Source organism: Pseudomonas sp. NPDC077186, assembly GCF_044543505.1.
GTDB lineage: Bacteria > Pseudomonadota > Gammaproteobacteria > Pseudomonadales > Pseudomonadaceae > Aquipseudomonas.
Genome location: NZ_JBITWE010000005.1, coordinates 270169 through 290707, shown reverse-complemented (window position 1 = coordinate 290707; position 20539 = coordinate 270169). Strand labels below are relative to the sequence as shown.

At 68.6% G+C, this 20539-nt stretch carries 22 protein-coding genes; 12 read left to right on the top strand and 10 right to left on the bottom strand.

Annotated features, from left to right (window positions below):
• Positions 1–82 precede the first annotated feature (82 nt).
• A complete protein-coding gene (locus tag ACIGKL_RS19610; protein ID WP_397488126.1) occupies positions 83–487 on the top strand; it encodes a DUF488 domain-containing protein in 405 nt (134 codons plus the stop codon).
• A gap of 2 nt (positions 488–489) precedes the next feature.
• On the opposite strand, the gene ACIGKL_RS19605 is transcribed toward ACIGKL_RS19610, so the two are convergent.
• The 4 genes from ACIGKL_RS19605 to ACIGKL_RS19590 all read right to left on the bottom strand — a co-directional run bounded on the left by ACIGKL_RS19605 (position 490) and on the right by ACIGKL_RS19590 (position 4860).
• Positions 490–1596 (bottom strand): dihydrolipoamide acetyltransferase family protein, encoded by a 1107-nt coding sequence (locus tag ACIGKL_RS19605; protein WP_397488125.1) that lies wholly within the window; start codon positions 1594–1596, stop codon positions 490–492.
• A 52-nt stretch (positions 1597–1648) separates the two neighbouring features.
• Positions 1649–2635: an alpha-ketoacid dehydrogenase subunit beta gene (locus ACIGKL_RS19600; RefSeq protein ID WP_397488312.1), complete on the bottom strand. Its 987-nt coding sequence runs from the start codon at positions 2633–2635 to the stop codon at positions 1649–1651.
• Between the two features lie 10 nt (positions 2636–2645).
• On the bottom strand, positions 2646–3734 hold the full coding sequence (gene pdhA, locus ACIGKL_RS19595; RefSeq protein WP_397488124.1) for a pyruvate dehydrogenase (acetyl-transferring) E1 component subunit alpha: 1089 nt from the start codon (positions 3732–3734) through the stop codon (positions 2646–2648).
• Positions 3735–3837: 103 nt separating this feature from the next.
• On the bottom strand, positions 3838–4860 hold the full coding sequence (locus ACIGKL_RS19590; RefSeq protein ID WP_397488123.1) for a Leu/Phe/Val dehydrogenase: 1023 nt from the start codon (positions 4858–4860) through the stop codon (positions 3838–3840).
• A gap of 106 nt (positions 4861–4966) precedes the next feature.
• On the opposite strand from ACIGKL_RS19590, the gene ACIGKL_RS19585 reads away from it, so the two are divergent.
• The 7 genes from ACIGKL_RS19585 (at position 4967) to ACIGKL_RS19555 (ending at position 10716) form a co-directional block, all read left to right on the top strand.
• The gene (locus ACIGKL_RS19585; RefSeq protein ID WP_397488122.1) at positions 4967–5770 is read left to right on the top strand and encodes a SirB1 family protein; all 804 of its coding nucleotides are present in this window, start codon (positions 4967–4969) and stop codon (positions 5768–5770) included.
• A gap of 164 nt (positions 5771–5934) precedes the next feature.
• Entirely contained in the window at positions 5935–6606 is a 672-nt protein-coding gene (locus ACIGKL_RS19580) for a DUF3313 domain-containing protein (RefSeq protein ID WP_397488121.1), read from the top strand.
• Positions 6607–6680: 74 nt separating this feature from the next.
• The gene (locus ACIGKL_RS19575; RefSeq protein WP_397488120.1) at positions 6681–7034 is read left to right on the top strand and encodes a DUF3302 domain-containing protein; all 354 of its coding nucleotides are present in this window, start codon (positions 6681–6683) and stop codon (positions 7032–7034) included.
• A gap of 3 nt (positions 7035–7037) precedes the next feature.
• Positions 7038–7997 carry an HlyD family secretion protein gene (locus ACIGKL_RS19570; RefSeq protein WP_397488119.1) on the top strand — a complete coding sequence of 320 codons (960 nt, stop codon included), beginning with the start codon at positions 7038–7040 and terminating at the stop codon, positions 7995–7997.
• Between the two features lie 63 nt (positions 7998–8060).
• Positions 8061–8429: a DUF5064 family protein gene (locus tag ACIGKL_RS19565; RefSeq protein ID WP_397488118.1), complete on the top strand. Its 369-nt coding sequence runs from the start codon at positions 8061–8063 to the stop codon at positions 8427–8429.
• Between the two features lie 54 nt (positions 8430–8483).
• Positions 8484–9812 (top strand): putrescine-ornithine antiporter, encoded by a 1329-nt coding sequence (potE, locus tag ACIGKL_RS19560; protein WP_397488116.1) that lies wholly within the window; start codon positions 8484–8486, stop codon positions 9810–9812.
• Between the two features lie 10 nt (positions 9813–9822).
• A complete protein-coding gene (locus ACIGKL_RS19555) occupies positions 9823–10716 on the top strand; it encodes an amino acid ABC transporter substrate-binding protein (protein WP_397488115.1) in 894 nt (297 codons plus the stop codon).
• Between the two features lie 151 nt (positions 10717–10867).
• Here ACIGKL_RS19555 and ACIGKL_RS19550 read toward each other — a convergent pair whose 3' ends face one another.
• The 3 genes from ACIGKL_RS19550 to ACIGKL_RS19540 all read right to left on the bottom strand — a co-directional run bounded on the left by ACIGKL_RS19550 (position 10868) and on the right by ACIGKL_RS19540 (position 12157).
• Complete coding sequence (locus ACIGKL_RS19550; protein ID WP_021442481.1) at positions 10868–11224, bottom strand: PilZ domain-containing protein; 357 nt, start codon at positions 11222–11224, stop codon at positions 10868–10870.
• Between the two features lie 59 nt (positions 11225–11283).
• Positions 11284–11706 (bottom strand): DUF4124 domain-containing protein, encoded by a 423-nt coding sequence (locus ACIGKL_RS19545; protein ID WP_397488114.1) that lies wholly within the window; start codon positions 11704–11706, stop codon positions 11284–11286.
• Between the two features lie 76 nt (positions 11707–11782).
• Positions 11783–12157: a tol-pal system YbgF family protein gene (locus ACIGKL_RS19540; RefSeq protein ID WP_397488113.1), complete on the bottom strand. Its 375-nt coding sequence runs from the start codon at positions 12155–12157 to the stop codon at positions 11783–11785.
• A 151-nt stretch (positions 12158–12308) separates the two neighbouring features.
• Between ACIGKL_RS19540 and ACIGKL_RS19535 the strand changes: the two genes are divergently transcribed.
• The 3 genes from ACIGKL_RS19535 to pyk all read left to right on the top strand — a co-directional run bounded on the left by ACIGKL_RS19535 (position 12309) and on the right by pyk (position 15653).
• Complete coding sequence (locus ACIGKL_RS19535) at positions 12309–13115, top strand: tetratricopeptide repeat protein (protein ID WP_397488112.1); 807 nt, start codon at positions 12309–12311, stop codon at positions 13113–13115.
• 107 nt (positions 13116–13222) lie between these two features.
• A complete protein-coding gene (locus ACIGKL_RS19530; RefSeq protein ID WP_397488111.1) occupies positions 13223–14146 on the top strand; it encodes a universal stress protein in 924 nt (307 codons plus the stop codon).
• Positions 14147–14201: 55 nt separating this feature from the next.
• A complete protein-coding gene (pyk, locus tag ACIGKL_RS19525) occupies positions 14202–15653 on the top strand; it encodes a pyruvate kinase (RefSeq protein ID WP_397488110.1) in 1452 nt (483 codons plus the stop codon).
• 152 nt (positions 15654–15805) lie between these two features.
• On the opposite strand, the gene ACIGKL_RS19520 is transcribed toward pyk, so the two are convergent.
• The 3 genes from ACIGKL_RS19520 to ACIGKL_RS19510 all read right to left on the bottom strand — a co-directional run bounded on the left by ACIGKL_RS19520 (position 15806) and on the right by ACIGKL_RS19510 (position 18701).
• Positions 15806–16579, bottom strand: coding sequence for an enoyl-CoA hydratase (locus tag ACIGKL_RS19520; protein WP_397488109.1), 774 nt, complete (start codon positions 16577–16579; stop codon positions 15806–15808).
• Between the two features lie 63 nt (positions 16580–16642).
• A complete protein-coding gene (locus tag ACIGKL_RS19515) occupies positions 16643–17581 on the bottom strand; it encodes an iron-sulfur-binding ferredoxin reductase (RefSeq protein ID WP_397488107.1) in 939 nt (312 codons plus the stop codon).
• Positions 17574–18701 carry a diguanylate cyclase domain-containing protein gene (locus ACIGKL_RS19510; RefSeq protein ID WP_397488106.1) on the bottom strand — a complete coding sequence of 376 codons (1128 nt, stop codon included), beginning with the start codon at positions 18699–18701 and terminating at the stop codon, positions 17574–17576. Before ACIGKL_RS19510 ends, ACIGKL_RS19515 begins: the two co-directional genes overlap by 8 nt.
• Before the next feature lie 215 nt (positions 18702–18916).
• On the opposite strand from ACIGKL_RS19510, the gene ACIGKL_RS19505 reads away from it, so the two are divergent.
• Positions 18917–20440, top strand: a complete 1524-nt coding sequence (locus tag ACIGKL_RS19505; RefSeq protein ID WP_397488105.1) for a fumarate hydratase — start codon at positions 18917–18919, stop codon at positions 20438–20440.
• The last annotated feature ends 99 nt before the right edge of the window (positions 20441–20539 follow it).

Sequence of the window (20539 nt, the reverse complement as noted above, 5' to 3'; positions counted from 1 at the left end):
ACGCTAATCCAGCGGCGCCGCGGCGCCAAGTGCAGGATTGCCGCAGGGCCATGGGCTAGGCTGTGCGCGAGGAGGTGCAGCCATGCTCCAATGCAAAAGGGTTTACCTCGACGCCGTTGCCAGCGACGGCCGCCGCGTGCTGGTCGACCGCCTGTGGCCGCGCGGCCTGGCCAAGGACGCCCTGCGGCTCGATGCCTGGCTGCCCGAGGTGGCGCCGGCCACCGCGCTGCGCCAGGCCTTCGCTCATCGCCCCGAGGTCTTCGCGGATTTTCGCCGCGCCTATCGCCAGCAGCTGGCCGGCCATCCCGAGCACTGGCAACAGTTGCTGCACTGGGCCGCAGACGGCCCCCTGACCCTGCTCTATGCCGCGCGCGACGAGACGCACAACAACGCCCGGGTGCTGGCGGAGTTTCTCGAGGACGAGCTGGAGCGCCACGGCTCGCCCAGTTCGCCGGTGTGCTATCGGGGCGAGTTCGACGGTGCTTGAGTTCACTCCGGCTGCTGCAGCGCCTCCACCAGCGCCTTGAGAAAGCGCGCCGCCTCGCCGCCGGTAACGGCGCGGTGGTCGAAGGTCAGCGACAACGGCAGGATCGGGTGCACCACCACCTGGCCATCGACCGCCACCGGTTCGTCGCGGATGCCGCCGGCGCCGATGATCGCCACCTGCGGCGGCACCACCACGGGGTTGGCGTAGCGGCCGAACAGGGTGCCGAAGTTGGACAGAGTCAGGGTCGCGCCCATCATCTCCTGCGGCGGGATGGAACGTGCGCGCACGTCGGCGCGCAGGCGTGCCACGCCCTCTTTCAGATCCTCGGCGCTGCGCGCGCCGACGTTGCGCAGCACCGGCACGAACAGGCCGTCGGGGGTGTCCACGGCGATGCCCAGATCGAGCTGAGCATGGCGCTTGATCGACAGGCCCTGGCCGTCGAACCAGCTGTTGAGCACCGGTTCCGCCGCGCAAGCCACGGCGATGGCCTGGGCGATGCGCACCAGCGGGTCGCGCGCCTCGCGCCAGCGATGCAGGTCGGCGTCGCCGACTATCACCACCGGCACCACCTCGGCATGCGCGCGGGCCATGTTCAGCGCCATGCTGCGGCGCACGCCGCGCAATTTCTCGCCGCCGAAGCGCTCGCGCGCGCCCTGGCTGGCGCCCTCGACGTCGGCGCGGGTGATCAGGCCGTCGGCGCCGCTGCCCTGCACGGTGGCCAGGTCGACGCCGAGCTGGCGCGCCAGCTGGCGCACCGCCGGCGTGGCGCGCGGCGCCAGGTGTTCGCGGGTGCTCGGCGCGGCGCCGACGAAGAAGCTGTCGGCCCCCGCCTCGCCGCCGCCCTCCAGGCGCCCGACCACGGTGCCGGCGTCGGCCTCGCCCTCGTAGGCGGCCAGCGGCTCGCCGACATGCAGGATGTCGCCCTCCTTGCCGAAGGTCTTGGCCAGCACGCCGTCGTAGGGCGCAGGAATGTCGACTATGGCCTTGGCGGTTTCCACCGACACCAGCAACTGGTCGGCCTTGACCTGGTCGCCGGCCTTGACGTGCCACTCGACGATCTCGGCTTCCTGCAGGCCCTCGCCCAGGTCGGGCAGTTTGAAATATTTCATCGTGCGTTCTCCCGTCGATTCTGCCGAAGCGTGCACCGCGCATATCACTGATTCAGGCGTACTCCAGCACCGTCTCGCAGGCGGCGAGGATGTCCTCGACACCGGGCATGTAAAGCTGCTCCAGGCGATACAGCGGCGGCGGAATGTCCGGCGCGGCGACCCGCTGGATCGGCGCCTGCAGGTCGAGCAGCGCGCGCTCGTACAGGCTGGCGGCGATCTCCGCTCCCACCGCGCAGCTCTTCGGCGCCTCGTGGACGATCACGCAGCGCCCGGTCTTGCGCACCGAGGCCTCCAGGGTGTCGAGGTCCAATGGTTTGACGCAGACGACGTCGATCACCTCGGCGGCGACGCCGCGCTCGGCCAGCCGATCGGCCGCCTGCAGCGTCTCGTGCACGCTCGCGCCCCAGCTGACCAGGGTCAGGTCGCCGCCCTCACGCAGGGTGAAGCAGCTGTCCAGCGGCAGGCGCCTGCCGTCGTCGGCCAAAGGTTGCGGGTTCATCCGGTACAGCCGGGTGGGTTCGAGGAACACCACCGGGTCGGGGTCGTCGATGGCCGCCAGCAGCAGGCCGTAAGCGCGCGCCGGCGACGAGGGGATGACCACGCGCAGCCCGGGGATATGCGCCAGCAGCGCCTCGGTGCTCTCGCTGTGGTGCTCCGGCGCGCGAATCCCGGCGCCCATCGGCGTGCGCAGCACCATCGGGCAGCTGAGGCGGCCGCGGGTGCGGTTGCGCATCCGGCTGGCGTGGCAGATCAGGTGATCCAGGGCCGGATAGATGAAGCCCATGAACTGGATCTCCAGCACCGGCTTGAGCCCCTGCGCCGCCATGCCGACGCCGAGCCCGGCGATCATGGTCTCGGCCAGCGGGGTGTCGATCACCCGCTTGAAGCCGAACGCCTCGCGCAGCCCGGCGGTGGCGCGGAACACCCCGCCGTTGACGCCGATGTCCTCGCCCAGCAGCACCACGTCATCGTCCTCGGCCATGGCCCGGTGCAGGGCCAGGTTGACCGCCTCCAGCAGGCTGACCTTCTTCTCGCTCATGGCTGGCCTCTCACTCATGGTCCACCTCCCGCCGCGCGGCACGCTCGCGCAGCCATTCGCGCTGCTCGGCCAGGGCCTGCGGCCACCGGGCGTAGACATGCTCGAGCGCGTCCTCGGCCGGCGGCATGGGCGTCGCCTCGAAGGCCTCCACCGCACGCTGCACCTCGGCCTGGCAGTCGCCGACCAGGGCCTGCTCGCGCTGCGCATTCCACACGCCCTGGCTGACCAGAAAGGCCTGCAGGCGCGCCACCGGCTCCTCGCGCCAGGCCTGCTTGACCTCCTCGGCCGGGCGATAACGGGTGGCGTCGTCGGCGGTGGTGTGGTCGCCCAGGCGGTAGCTGAGGCACTCGATCAGGGTCGGCCCCTTGCCCTGGCGCGCCCGCTCCAGCGCCGCCTGCACCCGGTCGTAGACCGCCAGCACGTCGTTGCCGTCGACCTGCTCGCCGGGGAAGCCGGCGCCGATCGCCTTCTGCGCCAGGGTCGGCGCGCCGCACTGGATGCGCCGCGGCACCGAGATGGCCCACTGGTTGTTGTTGACCACGAACACCAGCGGCAGCTGCCAGGCGCCGGCGACGTTGAGCGCCTCGAGGAAATCGCCCTTGCTGGTGGCGCCGTCACCGCAGGTGGTGACGGCGACACGGTGCTGGCCGCGGATCTTGAACGCGCTGGCCACGCCGCAGGCATGCAGGGCCTGGGTGGCGATCGGCACGCAGAGCGGGAAGTCCTCGGCCACCGCCGGATCGACATAGGCGCTGCCGCGCTCGTCGCCGCCCCAGTAGAGCAGGATCTCCTCCATGCGCACGCCGCGCATCACCTGCACCGCGGTGTCGCGGTAGTAAGGCACCAGCACGTCGTCGGCGCGCATGGTCGCGCCGATGGCCACGCCGATGGCCTCCTGGCCGATGGTCGGTGCGTAGGTGCCGATGCGCCCGGTGCGCTGCAGGGCCACCGCCTTCTGGTCGAACAGGCGGGTCAGCAGCATCTGCCGGTACAGGCGGATCAGCAGGTCGAAGTCGTCGCTCCAGGCCGGCAGCGCGGCGCAGGGCGTGCCGTCGGCGGCGAGGTAGCGGGTATGCGGCAGTTTCGGCTGTTCGGACATGGCAGTCTCCTCGGCATCTTGTGGACACCTTGCTGGCCCCAGGCTGGTGGCCTGGGGCCGGATGCGCCGCCGCGCGGGTGGGCGCGGCGCGCGCGGCGGGCCCTCAGGGCCCGTAGAGCAAACGTTCGGCCAGGCTGTCGGCGACCCGCGCCGGGGAGCGCTTGTCGGCCTGGGCATGGGCGTAGATTTCGGTCAGGCGCAGGCTGATCTGCGCCAGATGGGCGGTGATCGCCGCCAGCTCCTCGCCGCGATGACGCAGCGCGACGTAGATCAGCCCGCCGGCGTTGAGCACGTAGTCCGGCGCGTAGAGGATGCCGCGCGCCTCCAGCTCGTCGGCGATTTCCGGGTTGGCCAGCTGGTTGTTGGCCGCCCCGGCCACCGCCGCGCAGCGCAGCTGGCCGACGGTCTGGCCGTTGAGCACGCCGCCCAGGCCGCAGGGCGCGAGGATGTCGCAGGGGGTGGTGAGCAGCGCCTCGCTGGCCACCGGATGGGCGCCGAGCTGCTCCACCGCCAGTTGCACCCGGCCGGGGTCGAGGTCGCTGACCAGCAGCTCGGCGCCGGCCGCATGCAGCTCCTCGGCGAGGGCGTAACCGACGTTGCCCAGGCCCTGGATGGCGATGCGCAACCCCTCCAGATCGTCGCTGCCGAGGCGCGCCTGGGCGGTGGCGCGAATCCCGGCGAACACCCCCAGGGCCGTATGCGGTGAAGGATCGCCCTCGCTGGTGGTGCTGGTGGCGTGGCGGGTGTGCTGAGCGATGCAGTCCATGTCGACGCTGGAGGTGCCGCTGTCCATGGCGGTGATGTAGCGCCCGTTCAGCGTCTCGATAAAGCGGCCGAAGGCCTCGAACAGCGCCGCGCGGTTGGCCACATGGGGCGGACGGACGATCACCGCCTTGCCGCCGCCATGTTCGATGCCGGCTAGGGCGGCCTTGTAGCTCATGCCCTGGGCCAGGCGAATGGCGTCGCGGACGGCGCTCTGCTCGTCGGGGTAGGCCAGGTAGCGGCAACCGCCGAGGGCCGGGCCGAGACGGGTGTTGTGGATGGCGATGACGGCCTTGAGGCCAGTGGCCGGATCCTGCGCCAGGTGCAGGGCCTCGAGGCGGGCGGCTTCCATCATGCTGAACATGGGCGAGCTCCCGGTCTGACGTTTGAGCCTCAGTATAGGTGCCTGGGCGGAGACTGGACGCGGATCGGCCGAGGGGCTACAAGAGCAGGAGTCACCGGAGAAAGCGATGAGCCCACGCCAAGCCTGCCTGCTGTGCCTCGAGCGCGATCCGCCCGAGCCGTTCGAAGCGGCGCTGTGGGTCGCCGCCGAACACGATGGGCAGGTGCAGCCGGCGCAGGTGCTCGGCGAACTGCACGGCCTGCAGCTGCAGGTCGGCGCCGGACTGCCCGCCCTGCCGGCGCGCGAACTGGCCCAGCCGCTGCTGCGCCGGCTCGCCGAGCTGGACTACCAGGAGGCCGACGAAGGCGTCACTCGCCCCCGCCACGCGCTGCTCCATGAGGTGCTGCGGCGGCGCCGCGGACAGCCACTGCTGCTGGCGCTGATCGCCCTGGAGCTGGCGCGGCGCCTGGATATCCCCCTGCAGGGGGTGAACTTCCCCGGGCATTTCCTGTTGCGCGTGCCCGGCGCCGATCACCTGCTCGACCCCTGCGGTGGTCGCCGCCTGTATACCCGCGACTGCCGCGAGCTGCTCTACCGCCAGCTCGGCCCGGACATCGAGCTGAGCGCCGAGCATCTGCACAGCGCCGACGCCCGCGCCATGCTGCAACGCCTGTCGCGCAACCTGCGCCTGTTGCACCTGCAGCAGGACGACGACCTGGCCGCACTCAAGGACGCCGAACGGGTGCTGCAGATCGGCCCGCCGAGCATGGTCGACCATCTGGCGCGCGCCGACATCTATCGCAATCTGGCCTGTCCACAGGGCGAACGCTACGACCTCGAACGCGCCCTGCTGCTGTGCGACGACACCGCCCTGCGCCTGCAGCTGAGCCAGCGCCTGCGCAAGCTGGACGGCGCGCCGGCGCTGCACTGAACGACCGTCCCAGAACGCATGCCGAGCTAGATTTTTGCCGCCACCGGCAGGCTCTCGCGCGCACGTTTGACGGCGTTTTTTCTCGTCTACACTGCTGACAGACCGGCATTGCGCAAGTACCGAGAAAGCAACCGGCACGGGGAAACTTCTTGATGGGGACTAGCATGAAAAAACTCTTCGGCTTGCCGCTGTTGGCGGCTTTCCTGAGCACTACCGCCTGTACCAGCACCCTGGTGGCTCCCGAGCAGTATTCGGGCTTCCTGCAGGACTACAGCCGCCTGAGCGAGCAGCAATCGCCGTCCGGCGCCAAAGTGGCGCGCTGGATCGACCCGGACCTGCAGATCGCCCGCTACAACCAGCTTTTTCTGGAGCCCAGTCAGTTCTACCCGCAGCCGCAGCCCAACGCCCGTCTGTCCCAGGAAACCCTGCAAGGCATCACCAACTACTTCGACACCGCGCTGCGCCGCGAGCTGAGCAAGGTCATGCCGCTCACCGACTCGCCCACCGCCGGCACCCTGGTGCTGCGCCCGGCCATCACCGCGGTGTCGGCCTCGACCGAAGGCCTCAAGCCCTACGAAGTCATTCCCATCGCCCTGGTGGTGGCCGCCGCCAGCACCGCGGCCGGCACCCGCGACCAGCAGGTGGAGATCGCCGCCGAGGCCGCGGTCATCGACGCGCAGAACAGCCGCGTGGTCGCCCAGGTGGTGCGCAAGGGCAGCGGCCTGGACCTGGACAACGACGAGCAGGCGATCAGCCTCGACAACGTCAAGCCGGTGATCGATGTCTGGGCCAACGACATGCGCCAGTCCGTCGAGCAGCTCAAGGCCAAGCGTTGAGAACCGCTCTGCCGGCGCCGCTGCGGATCGCCCCAGCGGTGCCGTACGCAGAGCAGCTGCATTAGGGAGGCACTATGCTGGACTACTTCGCCTTGGGCGTACTGATCTTCGCCGCCGTGGTGCTGTTCTACGGCATCATCGCGATCCACGATATTCCCTACGAGATCGCGGTGCATCGCAACCATCCGCAGCAGGATGCCATCCATGTGGCGGGCTGGGTCAGCCTGTTCACCCTGCATGCGATCTGGCCCTTCCTGTGGATCTGGGCGACGCTCTATCGCGAGGATCGCGGCTGGGGCTTCGGCACCACGACCAAGCTGGACGAAGGGCGCCTGCTACAACTGGAACAACAGGTGGCAGCGCTCCAGGCCCGTCTGGATGCGCTGGAACAGCCAGCCGCCGAAGCACCATTGGAGGCGAGGGACTGAGCCATGGATCTGCTGCTGATACTCACCTACACCGCCATCTGCGTCGCCATCTTCAAGATCTTCAAGATTCCGCTGAACAAGTGGACGGTGCCCACCGCCGTGCTGGGCGGCATCGTGCTGATCGGCACGCTGATCTTCCTGATGAACTACAACCACCCCTATTCCGAGGTCTCGCGCAGCTACTTCGTCAGCACCCCCATAGTGCCGGCGGTCAGCGGCCAGGTGATCGAGGTGCCGGTGCGCGGCAACCAGTTGCTGGAAAAGGGCGACGTGATCTTCCGCATCGACCCCACCCCGTTCGAGAATCGCGTGCGCTCGCTCAAGGCTCAGCTGGTGTCGGCCAAGGGCGACCAGTTCCGCGCCAGCGAACTGGCCAGGCGCAACCTGGGCAACCGCCGCGATGTGGATATCACCACCGCGCGCGTGGACGACCTGCAGGCGCAGCTCAATATCGCCCAGTTCGAACTGGACAACACGGTGGTGCGGGCGCCGTCGCGCGGCTACGTGACCCAGGTGGTGCTGCGCCCCGGCATCTATGCGGTGAAGATGCCGCTGCGCCCGTCGGCGATCTTCATTCCCCACGAGGAATATTTCTACGTAGCCTGGATGCGCCAGAACAGCCAGCTGCGCCTGACCCTGGGCGACTCTGCCGAGATCGCCCTCGACGGCCTGCCCGGCCAGGTGTTCCAGGCCCGGGTCAAGCAGGTGCAGCCGGTGATCGCCGAGGGCCAGGTGCAGCCCGGCGGCAGCCTGGTGGGCGTCACCGGCGCCATGCCGGCCGGACGCGTGCCGGTGCTGCTGGAAATCGTCGACCCGGCCTTCGAACCTTACAAGGACCTCATACCGGGCGGCGCCTACGGCCAGGCGGCGCTCTACTCCGAGCACTTCCCCCATGTGGCGATCCTGCGCAAGGTGCTCCTGCGCATGGCGGCCTGGATGAACTACATCTTTCCGTTCCACTGACGCCCGCCACCCACCCGGCGGCGCCTGGCACAGGCGCCGCGCCATGACCCAGAGGAGTCCATCATGTTCGAACCCGGCCACCTCAACCGCAAGAAACAACCCGGCATGCCGGGCGTCCCCGATTACGATATCGACGTCTACTACGAGGTGCGCCACGACCCCAAGGAAGGCGTGCTGCTGCACTTCAGGCTGTCCGGCCAGGTCGCCGGCCGCAGCGTCGCCGAGGAGTTCGACATGCACCGCGACACCGCCTTCAACTTCGCCAGCCGCCTGGCCAAGGCCGCGGTGAAGCTGGGGCTGCCGCCCAATGCCAGCCCGATAATGCGCAGCCACGGCGAGTACGACGCGATGTTCGCGGACATCCGCAAGAAGCTCAACGTCAACCCCGGCGACCCGGTGGACTTCGACCACCTGGACAAGGACGGATTCTGACCCTTTAACCAGCGCTCGTTTCCCCCCACCCACGCGCAGCGCGAGGACCGGAACATGGCCGACGCCAGCAAGAAGATGGGCCTGATCGGCCTGACCACCCTGGTGGCGGTCAACATGATGGGCTCCGGCATCATCATGCTGCCCTCGAGCATGGCCCAGCTCGGCGCGGTATCGCTGCTGTCCTGGGTGGTCACGGCGGTCGGCTCCATGGCCATCGCCTACGGTTTCGCCCAGTGCGGCATCTACTGCCCGCGTCCCGGCGGCATGTCGGCCTATAGCGAGGAAGCCCACGGCAAGTCCGCGTTCTTCCTCTGCTCCTACCTGTACTTCCTGTCGCTGGTGATCGGCAACGTGGCCATCGGCATTTCCGCGGTCGGTTACCTCACACCCTTCTTCCCCTGGCTGGGCAGCAGCGCCGGCGCCCTGGTGCTCGGCACCATCGGCCTGATCTGGCTGACCATCCTGGCCAACCTCGGCGGCCCCAGCCTCACCGGACGCCTCGGCGCGGTGACCGTCTGGGGGGTGATCATCCCGGTGGCCGGCCTCGGCCTGATCGGCTGGTTCTGGTTCCAGCCCAGCCTGTTCATCGAGGCCTGGAATCCCAACGACCTGAAAGTGGGCGACGCCATCGCACAGAGCATCCCGCTGACCCTCTGGGCCTTTCTCGGCATGGAGTCGGCGGCGCAGAACTCCGACGCGGTGGACAATCCCAAGCGCAACGTACCGCTGGCCTGCCTGCTCGGCACCCTCGGCGCCGCCGTGGTCTACGTGCTGTCGACCAGCGTGATCCAGGGCATAGTCCCCAACCCGGAACTGGCCAACTCCAGCGCGCCCTTCGCCCTGGTCTACGCGCGCATGTTCAACGACGGCGTCGGCAACCTGATCATGGCCCTGGCGGTGATGGCCTGCCTCGGCTCCCTGCTCGGCTGGCAGTTCACCCTGGCGCAGACGGCCAAGGTCACCGCCGAACAGGGCATGTTCCCCAAACTCTTCACCCGGGTCAGCTCGCGCGATGCGCCGCTGCTGGGCCTGCTGTTCTGCGGCGTGCTGCAAAGCCTGATCGCCCTGTCGACCATCTCGCCCAACGCCAGCGCCCAGTTCAACAAGCTGGTGGGCCTGGCCGCGGTGACCAACATCATCCCCTACGTCACCTCGCTGACCGGACTGCTGGTGATCATGCACAAGGCCCGGGTGACGCCCCAGGTATTCCGCCGCAACAGCCTGATCCTGCTGGTGGCCATGCTCTACTGCTTCTATGCCCTGTACGCCTCGGGCCTGGATGCGGTGTTCGGCGCGGCGCTGGTGATGGTGGTCGGCTACCTGCTGTTCGGCGCCATCGCCAAGCGCTTCGTCGGTGCCCTCGACAGCCTTGGACGCCCCTAGGAGAACCGGCATGCCCATTCCCTACCTGGCCCGGCTGCTGCTCCTCTGCGCCTGGCTGCCTGCCAGTGCCAGCGCCGCCACCCTGGAGCGCATCGGCGACAGCGGCCAGCTGGTGCTAGGCTTCGTGCCCGGCAACCCGCCCTTCTCCGACGGCGACGCCCGGCAGGCCGACGGCTATGCCATCGAGCTGTGCCGCCGCGCCGCCAGTCAGGTGCAGGAGCAACTGGCCCTGCCGGCGCTACGCCTGCGCTATCAACCGCTGACCACCACGGACATGCTCGACGCGGTGGCCGCCGGGCGCGTCGATATCCTCTGCGCGCCCGTGGTGGAGAGCCTGGAGCGGCGCCGCCAGGTCAGCTTCTCGCTGCCGATCTTCACCGCCGGCCTCGGCGTGGTGGTGCGTCAGGACGCTCCGGCGACGCTGCTGCTGCCGCTCAAGGGCGAGGCGGCGCACAGCGGCCCGACCTGGCGCGCCACCATCAATCGCGGGCTGAGCCGCCATCGCTTCGCCGTGCTCAAGGGCACGGTCAGCGTCGCCTGGGCGCGCACGCGCATTCGCCAGCTCGGCCTGCAATCGGAGCTGGTCGAGGTCGACAGCAATCGGGAGGGGGTCGAGCAGGTCGTCAGCCGCCGGGTCGACGCCTTCTTCGCCGACCGCCTGGTGCTGCTCAACTACCAGGCCCAGCATCCGCAAGGCGCACAGCTGTGGGTGCCGGAGCGCCTGTTCGAAGTGGAAGCGGTGGCCATGCCGCTGGCCCGCGACGACGAGGACTTCCGCCTGCTGGTGGACACCGCGCTGAGCAAGCTGAACCGCTCCAGCGACGGCGAGGCGCTCTACCGCCGCTTCTTCGGCGAACTCAGCGAGCAGAGTCGGCTGATGTTGCGGCTCAACTCGCGGCCCTGAGCCCGCGCTCAGAGCCTGTTCAAAGTCTCGCGAGCTAGAGCAATGCAAGGCAAAAACAGGCGAGGGCGCGGAGTTTACGAGCTGTAAATGAGCAGCCCGAGCCTGTTTTTAACGCAGCAGTGCCGACGCGCAGCAGACTTTGAACAGGTTCTCAGGCCGAGGCGGCCAGGCTGTGGAAACTGAAGTAGTAACGCAGCGCGTCGACCATCTCGACGTAGTCGGCCGGCGGCGCCACCAGGGCGAAGCCGGAGTCGTAGCTGCCGGGGGTGACGTCCTCGCGGCACCACTGGCAGGTGGCGGAGAAGTCGACGAAGTGCTGGCCGTGCTGGCCGGGGATCTTCAGGCGCATGTCGAAGCGCGCACCCACCAGCATCGGCAGCTGGCTGATCAGCATCAGGCCGTCCAGTGAGACATTGCCGATGGAGCCCATCGGCTTGTCGGTGATGCGGTTGAACACCTTCAGGTAATAGGGCAACTGATGGCGTTCGATTCGACGTTGGCTGCGCATGCTGGCGAATCGCTACAAGGGGTTTTGAGTATGGCCCCGAAGCCGCCGCTTAACCAGCCTCAGCCACAGCGCTCGGCGATGCGCGTGCGCAGCTGGCGACGAGCGGTGTCGGTCTCTTCATCACTGTAATAAATGCGCTCGCCGCTGGCGTCCGTGCGGTAGTAGCTGAAGCCTTCCGGAATCTGCGCCAGGCGCCGGCGCAGGTCGCGGCATTCGGCGGCGCGCGCCTCGCGCTGTTCGGTCGCGGCGGCGGCGGCCTGCTGCTGCTCCTCGCGGCGGGCATCGAAGAAGCGCTGGCTGCGCGCCTCGCGCTCGCGGGTGTGGGCGTCGCGTTCGACCACCTGCGGCTTGACCTCCACCGTCTCGGCGCCGGCGCCCGGGCGCTGGCCGAAATGCACGCGACCCTGGGCGTCGGTCCAGCGATAGATTTCCGCTGCGGCCAGGGCCGGCAGCAACAGGGCGACAAACAGCAGGCTGCGCATGCTGATCCTCCTTGAACAGATGGCCCAGCTTAAACCGTCGCGCCGCCGGCGCAAATGCGCCGAGACCGGCGGCCGCTCAGAGCGCGGCCGGGCTGGCCTTTGCCGGCTCCGGCGGATTGTGGTGGCCGAGCTGCTCCAGGGTCTGCAGGCGCGCGCGGGCACGGTAGGCGTACTCGCTGGTCGGGTAGCGGCTGATGATGAACTGGTAGGTCTGCGCCGCGTCGACGAACAGGTTCTCGCGCTCCAGGCACTGGCCGCGCAGCAGCGAGATTTCCGGCTGCAGGTAGCCGCGCGAACGACTCTTGCGTTCGGCCTTCGACAGCTCCAGGGCGACGCAGGCGCAGTCGCCATCCTCGTAGGCGCGATAGGCGTTGTTCAGGTGATGGTCGAGCGACCAACGGGTGCAGCCCGTGGCGACCAGCGCCAGGGTCAGAATGATCAGGGTTCGCATGGGCAGTTCCTCCGCTGAGCAGTGTATCGACTGGCGCCGGGAAAACTGAACCGCCGCAAACCTCCGATGGGTTGTGCCGCGCCCGCCTTGGCGCTGGGCGGGCGGCTGACTAGACTGCGGCGCATCGGCCGACTCCGGCCAAGGAGCCCGCATGCCCGCCGCCCGCCTGATCGCCATCGTCCTGAGTACCAGCCTGCTGGCCGCCTGCGCCCCGACCACGCCGCTATTTATCGCCCAGGTCACCACCAACGAGGTGGTCGAGTACAAGGCGCTGAAGACCAAGCGCATGACCGCCGCCATCGAGGAGGAAGGCGACCTGCTCACCTACAGCGCCATGGCCATCCGCGACGCCCACAGCGACAAGGCCGAGGCCCTGTACCTGGACGGCTACCGCGACCGCCAGCTGAGCGGCGAGGTGCGCGCCATCGCCCTGTACCAGATCGGCCTGATCTACATGAACCGCTTCAACGAGCAGCGCGACGACGCCAAGGCGCTCAACTACTTCTACCGGGTACTCAACGAGTTCCCCGCCAGCCAGGCCGCCGGCCGCGCCGAGCAGCGCATCGGGCTGATCCGCCAGCGCAGCGAGGAGCCGCTGCACAAGACCTCGCGCGAGCTGCTGGCGCACTGGCAGCCGAGCCAGAACCTCGACCTGTACCAGAGCAGCCTCGACCCGGACATGACCCTGCTGTCGCGCCGTGCCGTGCTCAAGGGCCGCGTCGCCGAGGCCGAGGAGCTCTACTTGCTGGGCCTGGCCGACCCGCACGTGCCGGCCGAGATCAAGGAAAAGGCGCTGTACCAGCTGGCGCTGATGCACATGGCGGCGGACAACCCCGACGCCGACCGCGCCAAGGCCATCGCCTACCTGCGCCGCCTGCTGCTGCAGTACCCGGACGGCGAGCTCAACGCCAAGGCCGCGCGCCACCTGGACATGGCGCTGAATCCGGCCGTGCGCTGAGCGGCGCCCGCCCTTCGTTCACCTCCTGGGGCTAAGCTGACCCATATCAAGGCAGGCGCCTGCCAGGCGCGCTGCAATGCTCGGGTCATCCTCGCGAGGTACAGGCCATGAAACTGCAACGACTGCTGGTGGTCATCGACCCCAACCGCGACAGCCAGCCGGCGCTGCAACGCGCCGCCTGGCTGGCCCGGCACAACCCGGCGCAGCTGCACCTGCTGCTGGTGGACTACCACGCCGGCCTCGACGGCCGCCTGTTCGACAGCGCGATCCAGGCCAAAGGCCGCGCCGCGCTGCTGGAGCAGCATGGCCAATGGCTGGAGCAACGCGTCGCGCCGCTGCGCAGCGGCGGTCTCGAGGTGCAGGTGGACATCCGCTGGGGCAAACGCCTGGACAAGGAGGTGCTGGCCAAGGTCGCCGAACTGCAGCCGGATCTGGTGTTCAAGTCCGCCGCGCACAACAGCCTGCTGCGCCGCCTGCTGCTGACCGACAGCTGCTGGCAGCTGATCCGCCATTGCCCGGTGCCGCTGTGGCTGGTGCACCACGCCGAGTGGCAAGGGCGCAGCCTGTGCGCCGCGCTCGACCCGCTGCACAGCGCCGACAAGCCGGCGGCCCTGGATCACCTGTTGATCCGCACGGCCATGGAGCTGAGCCGGCGCTTCGCCCTGCAGGCCCACTACCTGCACTGCCACGCGCCGCTGCCGCGCACCCTGGTGTTCGACGCGGCGATGGTCGCCGACTACGACAGCTATGTGCACGACAGCGCGAAAAGCCACCGCGAGGCCTTCGAGCAGCTGCTCGGCCAGTACCCCATCGCCCTGCCCGACACCCACCTGCTGGAAGGTTTCACCGAGGAAGTGCTGCCGCGTTTCGTGCGCGAGCACAATATCGACCTGCTGCTGATGGGCGCCATCGCCCGCGGCCAACTCGACACCGCCCTGATCGGCCACACCGCGGAGCGGGTGCTGGAGGCCGTGGAGTGCGACCTGCTGGTGTTCAAGGCGGATTCGTCACGTAGTGCAACGGAACAATGACTACAGCGAATCGCCGTAGTAGCCTCGCCGGCACATTCCATTAGGGAGTCCGCGCATGACCTTTCGCCGCACCAAAATCGTCGCCACCCTGGGCCCGGCCAGCAACTCGCCGGAAGTGCTCGAGCAGCTGATTCTCGCCGGCCTCGACGTGGCCCGCCTGAACTTCTCCCACGGCACGCCCGACGACCACAAGGCCCGCGCCCAGCTGGTGCGCGAGCTGGCGGCCAAGCACGGCCGGCACGTGGCGCTGCTCGGCGACCTGCAGGGGCCGAAGATCCGCATCGCCAAGTTCGAGAACAAGCGCATCGAGCTCAAGGAAGGCGACCTGTTCCGCCTGTCCTCCAGTCACTCGCGCACGGCCGGCACCCAGGACGTGGTCGGCATCGACTACCCGGCGCTGATCCAGGACTGCGACGTCGGCGACGAGCTGCTGCTGGACGACGGCCGGGTGGTCATGCGCGTCGAGCTCAAGGGCGCCGACGAGCTGCACTGCCGCGTGCTGATCGGCGGCCCGCTCTCCGACAACAAGGGTATCAACCGCCGCGGCGGCGGCCTCACCGCGCCGGCGCTGACCGACAAGGACAAGGTCGACATCAAGCTGGCCGCCGAAATGGAGCTGGACTACCTCGCCGTGTCCTTCCCGCGCGACGCCGCCGACATGGAATATGCCCGCCGCCTGCTCAGCGAGGCCGGCGGCACGGCCTGGCTGGTAGCCAAGATCGAACGCGCCGAAGCGGTGGCCGACGACGAGGCGCTGGACGGCCTGATCCGCGCCAGCGATGCGGTGATGGTGGCGCGCGGCGACCTCGCCGTGGAGATCGGCGACGCCGAGCTGGTCGGCATCCAGAAGAAGATCATCGCCCACGCCCGCCGCCTGAACAAAGCGGTGATCACCGCCACGCAGATGATGGAGTCGATGATCCACAGCCCGATGCCGACCCGCGCCGAGGTCTCCGACGTAGCCAACGCCGCGCTGGACTACACCGACGCGGTGATGCTGTCGGCCGAGAGCGCCGCCGGCGAATACCCGGTGGAAGCGGTCGAGGCCATGGCCCGCGTCTGCCTCGGCGCGGAAAAGCACCCGACCAGCCAGAAGTCCAGCCACCGCATCGGCCGCACCTTCGAGCGCTGCGACGAGAGCGTGGCCCTGGCCACCATGTACACCGCCAACCACTTCCCCGGCGTCAAGGCCATCATCAGCCTGACCGAGAGCGGCTACAGCCCGCTGATCATGTCGCGCATCCGCTCGTCGATCCCGATCTACGCCTTCACCCCGCACCGCGAGGCGCAGGCCCGCGTGGCGCTGTTCCGCGGCGTCTACACCGTGCCCTTCGACCCGGCCGCACTGCCGGCCAACAAGGTCAGCCAGGCGGCGGTGGACGAGCTGCTCAAGCGCGGCGTGGTCGAGCCCGGCGACTGGGTGATCCTGACCAAGGGCGACAGCTACCACGGCACCGGCGGCACCAACACCATGAAGATCCTGCATGTCGGCGATCCGCTGGTGTAAGCGACGGCAATGAACGAAAGGCCGCTCGATGAGCGGCCTTTTGCTTTTTTGGGGCGCTGCATGCTGGCTCTGTAGGGTGCGCCGTGCGCACCGGCTTTTATCGATACGCTGCGTTCTGTCTACCCGCAATGTCTCGGTGCGCGCGGCGCACCCTACGTGAACTTGGAAAAATCCGGCTTTCTGCGCTGCATAAAGGCCGACAGCGCCTCGATGGCCTCGGGCGAGCGCAGGCGTTGGCCGAACAGCGCGCCCTCCTCCTCGATCACCCGGCGCAATTGCTCGCGATCCGGTGCGCGCATCAGGCGCTTGCTGTCGGCCAGCGCCGCGGGAGCCAGGTCGAGAAAGCGCAGCGCCATCTCGCGCGCCTTGGCCAGGGTCGCCGCGCCGTCGTCCAGCGCCTGGTTGGCGATGCCCCAGGCCGCCGCCTGCTCGCCGCTAAAGCCCTGTCCCAGCAATAGCAACTCGGCGGCGCGCGCATGGCCGAGCAGACGCGGCAGGATCAGGCTGGAGCCGTACTCCGGGCACAGGCCGAGGTTGACGAAGGGCATCTTCAGTTGCGCGTCGCGGCTGACGTAGACCAGGTCGCAGTGCAGCAGCAAGGTGGTGCCGATGCCCACCGCCGGCCCCGCCACCGCCGCCACCACCGGCTTGCTGAACTCGAACAGCGCGCGCATGAACTGGAACACCTCGCTGTTCAGCCCGCTCGGCGGCGCCTGGATGAAGTCGGCGACGTCGTTGCCGCTGGTGAAGCACTGCTCGCCGCCGGTGAGCAGCACGGCGCGCACCGTCGGGTCGCGGTCGGCCTCGTCGAGCACCTCGGCCATGCCGGCGTACATGGCGCGGGTCAGCGCGTTCTTCTTGTCCGGGCGCTGCATGCGCAGGGTCAGCAGCGCACCGTCGCGCTCGATTTGCAGGTATTCGCTCATGGATGCTCCAGAATCACGGAATCGTCCCCGCGTAGGGTGCGCCGTGCGCACGGCCCAAGCATCCTACATACGGGTTAGAAACAGGTCGGCGAACATCTGGCTGCGCGGCAAACCGGCCATATAGAGGCGCCGCGCGAAGCTGTCGACCGTAGCGGGATGGCCGCAGAGTAAGGCCAGGGTCTGCCGCGAAACAAGGCGCAGTTCGGCCAAAGCAGCCGGCAACTGCGCCGCCGTCAGCAGTTCGACCTGCAGCTGCGCGTGCTCGCCAGCCAGCGCCTGCAGCGCGCCGGCCAGGTAATGCTCGGCCGGCTCGTGGGCCGCATGCAGCAGGCGGATGGCGCCGCGATGCTCCTGGCGCAGCGCCTCGCGCAGCACGCCGTAGAGCGGCGCCAGGCCGGTGCCGGCGGCCAGCAGCCAGAGCGGCCGCGCCTGCCAGTCGGGATCGTAGTGCAGCGCGCCGCCGCGCAACTCGCCCAGGCGCAGGTCGTCGCCAAGCTGCAGGCGCCGCGCCGCGTCGCAGAAGGCGCCGGGCTGGCGGCAGTCGAGATGGAATTCCAGCCAGGGGTCCTCGCCCGGCAGGCTGGCCAGGGAATAGGGCCGCGCCACGCCGTCGGCGCTCCACAGCAGCAGGTGCTGGCCGGCCTGGTAGCGCAGCCGTCGCTCGGGTTGCAGGCGCAAACGCAGCACGCTGGGGCTCAACCAGTCGAGGCCGACCACCCTGGCGCCCAGGCCGTCGCGCTGCGGATCGAAGGGTTCGACTTCGAGATCGCCGCCGACCTGACACTGGCAGGCCAGGCGCCAGCCCTCGACGCGTTTGTCGGCGGCCAGCGCCTCGGGCTGCAGATCCAGCGGCTCACCGGCCCGGCAACGCACCAGGCAGGCGTGGCAGCTGCCGGCGCGGCAGCTGTAGGGCACGGCAACGCCGCCGGCCAACAGGGCATCGAGCAGATTGGCCCGTTCGGCCACCTGCAGACGTTTGGCGCCAACGCGCAATTCAGGCACCCGCTCTCTCCCAGCTGGCATCGCAGCGATTGCGGCCGCCGCGTTTGGCCTGGTACAGCGCCTGGTCGGCGCGCTGCAAGGCCTCGTCGAGGTCGTCGCCGGCGGCGAGCAGGGTCATGCCGGCGGACAGGCTGAGATTATCCACCTTTATCCCCACCGGTTCAGCCTGGGCGAAGGCTTCGCGCAGGCGTTCGCAGCAGGCGGTGAACTGGTCGGCATCGGTATTGGGCAGCAGCAGGACGAATTCCTCGCCGCCGTAGCGGGCAATGATGTCGCCGTCGCGCAGGCAGGCGCGCGCCACCGCGGCGAAGGTCTGTAGCACGCGGTCGCCGGCGGCGTGGCCATGGGCGTCGTTGATGCGCTTGAAGTGGTCCAGGTCGATCAGCGCCAGGCCGTGCTGGCGACCCGTACCGAGGTGCTCCAGCTCGCGGCCGGCCAGACGAAGGAAATGCCGGCGGTTGAACAGCCCGGTCAGCTCGTCGGTGGCCACCAGGTCCTCGAGCTGGCGCATCATGCCGCGCAGGGTGTCCTGGTGCGCCTGCAGGGCGAAGCGGCGCTGGCGCATGCGTTGACGCATGGCCTGCACGTAGCCGGTGAACAGGCACAGCCAGACCAGCAGGACGAACAGCACGCCGACCTGCAGCAGCGCCAGGCTGGGCTCGCCGAGCTGTTCGCGGTAGGCCTGGATCAGGGTCATGCCGGCGTAGCCGAAGAAGGCGAACGCCGCGCAGCGCACGAACACCCGTGGCCGCAACTGGAACACGCCGAACAGCAGGATCAGCACGTAGAACACCAGCAGGCTGCCGCGGGCGCTGTCGAAGAAGGCCAGCAGCAGCGGCTGCCAGGCCAGCGCCACGAGCACCTGCGCCTCGGTCAGGCTGGGGTCGGCGAAGCGCAGGTTGCGCCCGGAAAGAAACAGCCAAAGCAGCACCAGCTGGCTGGCGAACACCCCGAGGCTCAGGCCGGCGGCGGTGGCGAACGAGCCCTGGAACAGGCCGGCGAAGAAGGCGAACCAGCACAGCAGCGCCATCATCGTGTAGGTGGCACAGGCCATGGCAAAGCGCTTGAGCAGCAGACTCTGCAAGCTGCGTTGCGTTACCCGGTGGCTGGTTGGGCTCATGGGCTCCATCCCATACTGGCATCTGGCCGTTACTCTACCCCCGTGATCACAAATTGCCTAGCGCGCCGATAACCGCCCACAGCTAGCAGCATCGACCTTCGGCGGCTGTGCCCTGTGCGACCGGCGCGCTATACTGCCGCGCCTTTTTTCCGCAGTTGCGCCGGGTCGTGATTCGGCGCTTCCTTATAGATGTTCCCTGATAGAGGAGCGCCCCAATGACCGTGATCAAGCAGGACGACCTGATCCAGAGCGTCGCCGACGCCCTGCAGTTCATCTCCTATTACCACCCCGTCGACTTCATCCAGGCCATGCACGAGGCCTACCTGAAGGAAGAGTCGCCGGCCGCCAAGGACTCCATGGCGCAGATCCTGATCAACTCGCGGATGTGCGCCACCGGCCACCGCCCGATCTGCCAGGACACCGGCATCGTCACCGTGTTCGTCAAGGTCGGCATGGACGTGCGCTGGGACGGCGCCAGCATGAGCGTCGACGACATGATCAACGAGGGCGTGCGCCGCGCCTACAACCTGCCGGAGAACGTCCTGCGCGCCTCGATCCTGGCCGACCCGGCCGGCGCGCGCAAGAACACCAAGGACAACACCCCGGCGGTGATCCACTACAGCATCGTCCCCGGCGACAAGGTGGAAGTGGACGTCGCGGCCAAGGGCGGCGGCTCCGAGAACAAGTCGAAGATGGCCATGCTCAACCCGTCCGACTCCATCGTCGACTGGGTGCTGAAGACCGTGCCGACCATGGGCGCCGGCTGGTGCCCGCCCGGCATGCTCGGCATCGGCATCGGCGGTACCGCCGAGAAGGCCGCGGTGATGGCCAAGGAAGTGCTGATGGAGCACATCGACATCCACGAGCTGAAAGCCCGCGGCCCGCAGAACCGGATCGAGGAACTGCGCCTGGAGCTGTTCGACAAGGTCAACCAGCTGGGCATCGGCGCCCAGGGCCTGGGCGGCCTGACCACCGTGCTCGACGTCAAGATCATGGACTACCCGACCCACGCCGCCTCCTTGCCGGTGTGCATGATCCCCAACTGCGCCGCCACCCGCCACGCCCACTTCGTGCTCGACGGCAGCGGCCCGGCCGAACTGGAAGCACCGGACCTGTCCGCCTACCCGGAAATCGTCTGGGAAGCCGGCCCGAGCGCACGTCGCGTCAACCTCGACACCCTCACCCCGGAAGAGGTGCAGAGCTGGCAGCCGGGCGAGACCGTGCTGCTCAACGGCAAGATGCTCACTGGCCGCGACGCCGCGCACAAGCGCATGGTCGACATGCTGAACAAGGGCGAACAGCTGCCGGTGGATCTGAAAGGCCGCTTTATCTACTACGTCGGCCCGGTCGATCCGGTGCGTGACGAAGTGGTAGGCCCGGCTGGCCCGACCACCGCCACGCGCATGGACAAGTTCACCCGGCAGATCCTCGAGCAGACCGGTCTGCTCGGCATGATCGGCAAGTCCGAGCGCGGCCCGATCGCCATCGACGCGATCCGCGACAACAAGGCCGTGTACCTGATGGCCGTCGGCGGCGCCGCCTACCTGGTCGCTCAGGCGATCAAGAAGTCGCAGGTACTGGCCTTCCCCGAGCTGGGCATGGAGGCGATCTACGAGTTCGAGGTCAAGGACATGCCGGTGACGGTGGCGGTCGACACCAAGGGCGAGTCGGTGCACATCACCGGCCCGGCGATCTGGAACAAGAAGATCGCCGACAGCCTGGCGGTGGAAGTGAAGTAAGCGCCAACGCAGGCGACAGACCCGGCCGCGTGCCGGGTTTGTCGTTTCTGGCGCCGACAGCGCTAAGTGCGCATCCGCAGCGACGGTATTTTGGCTTGG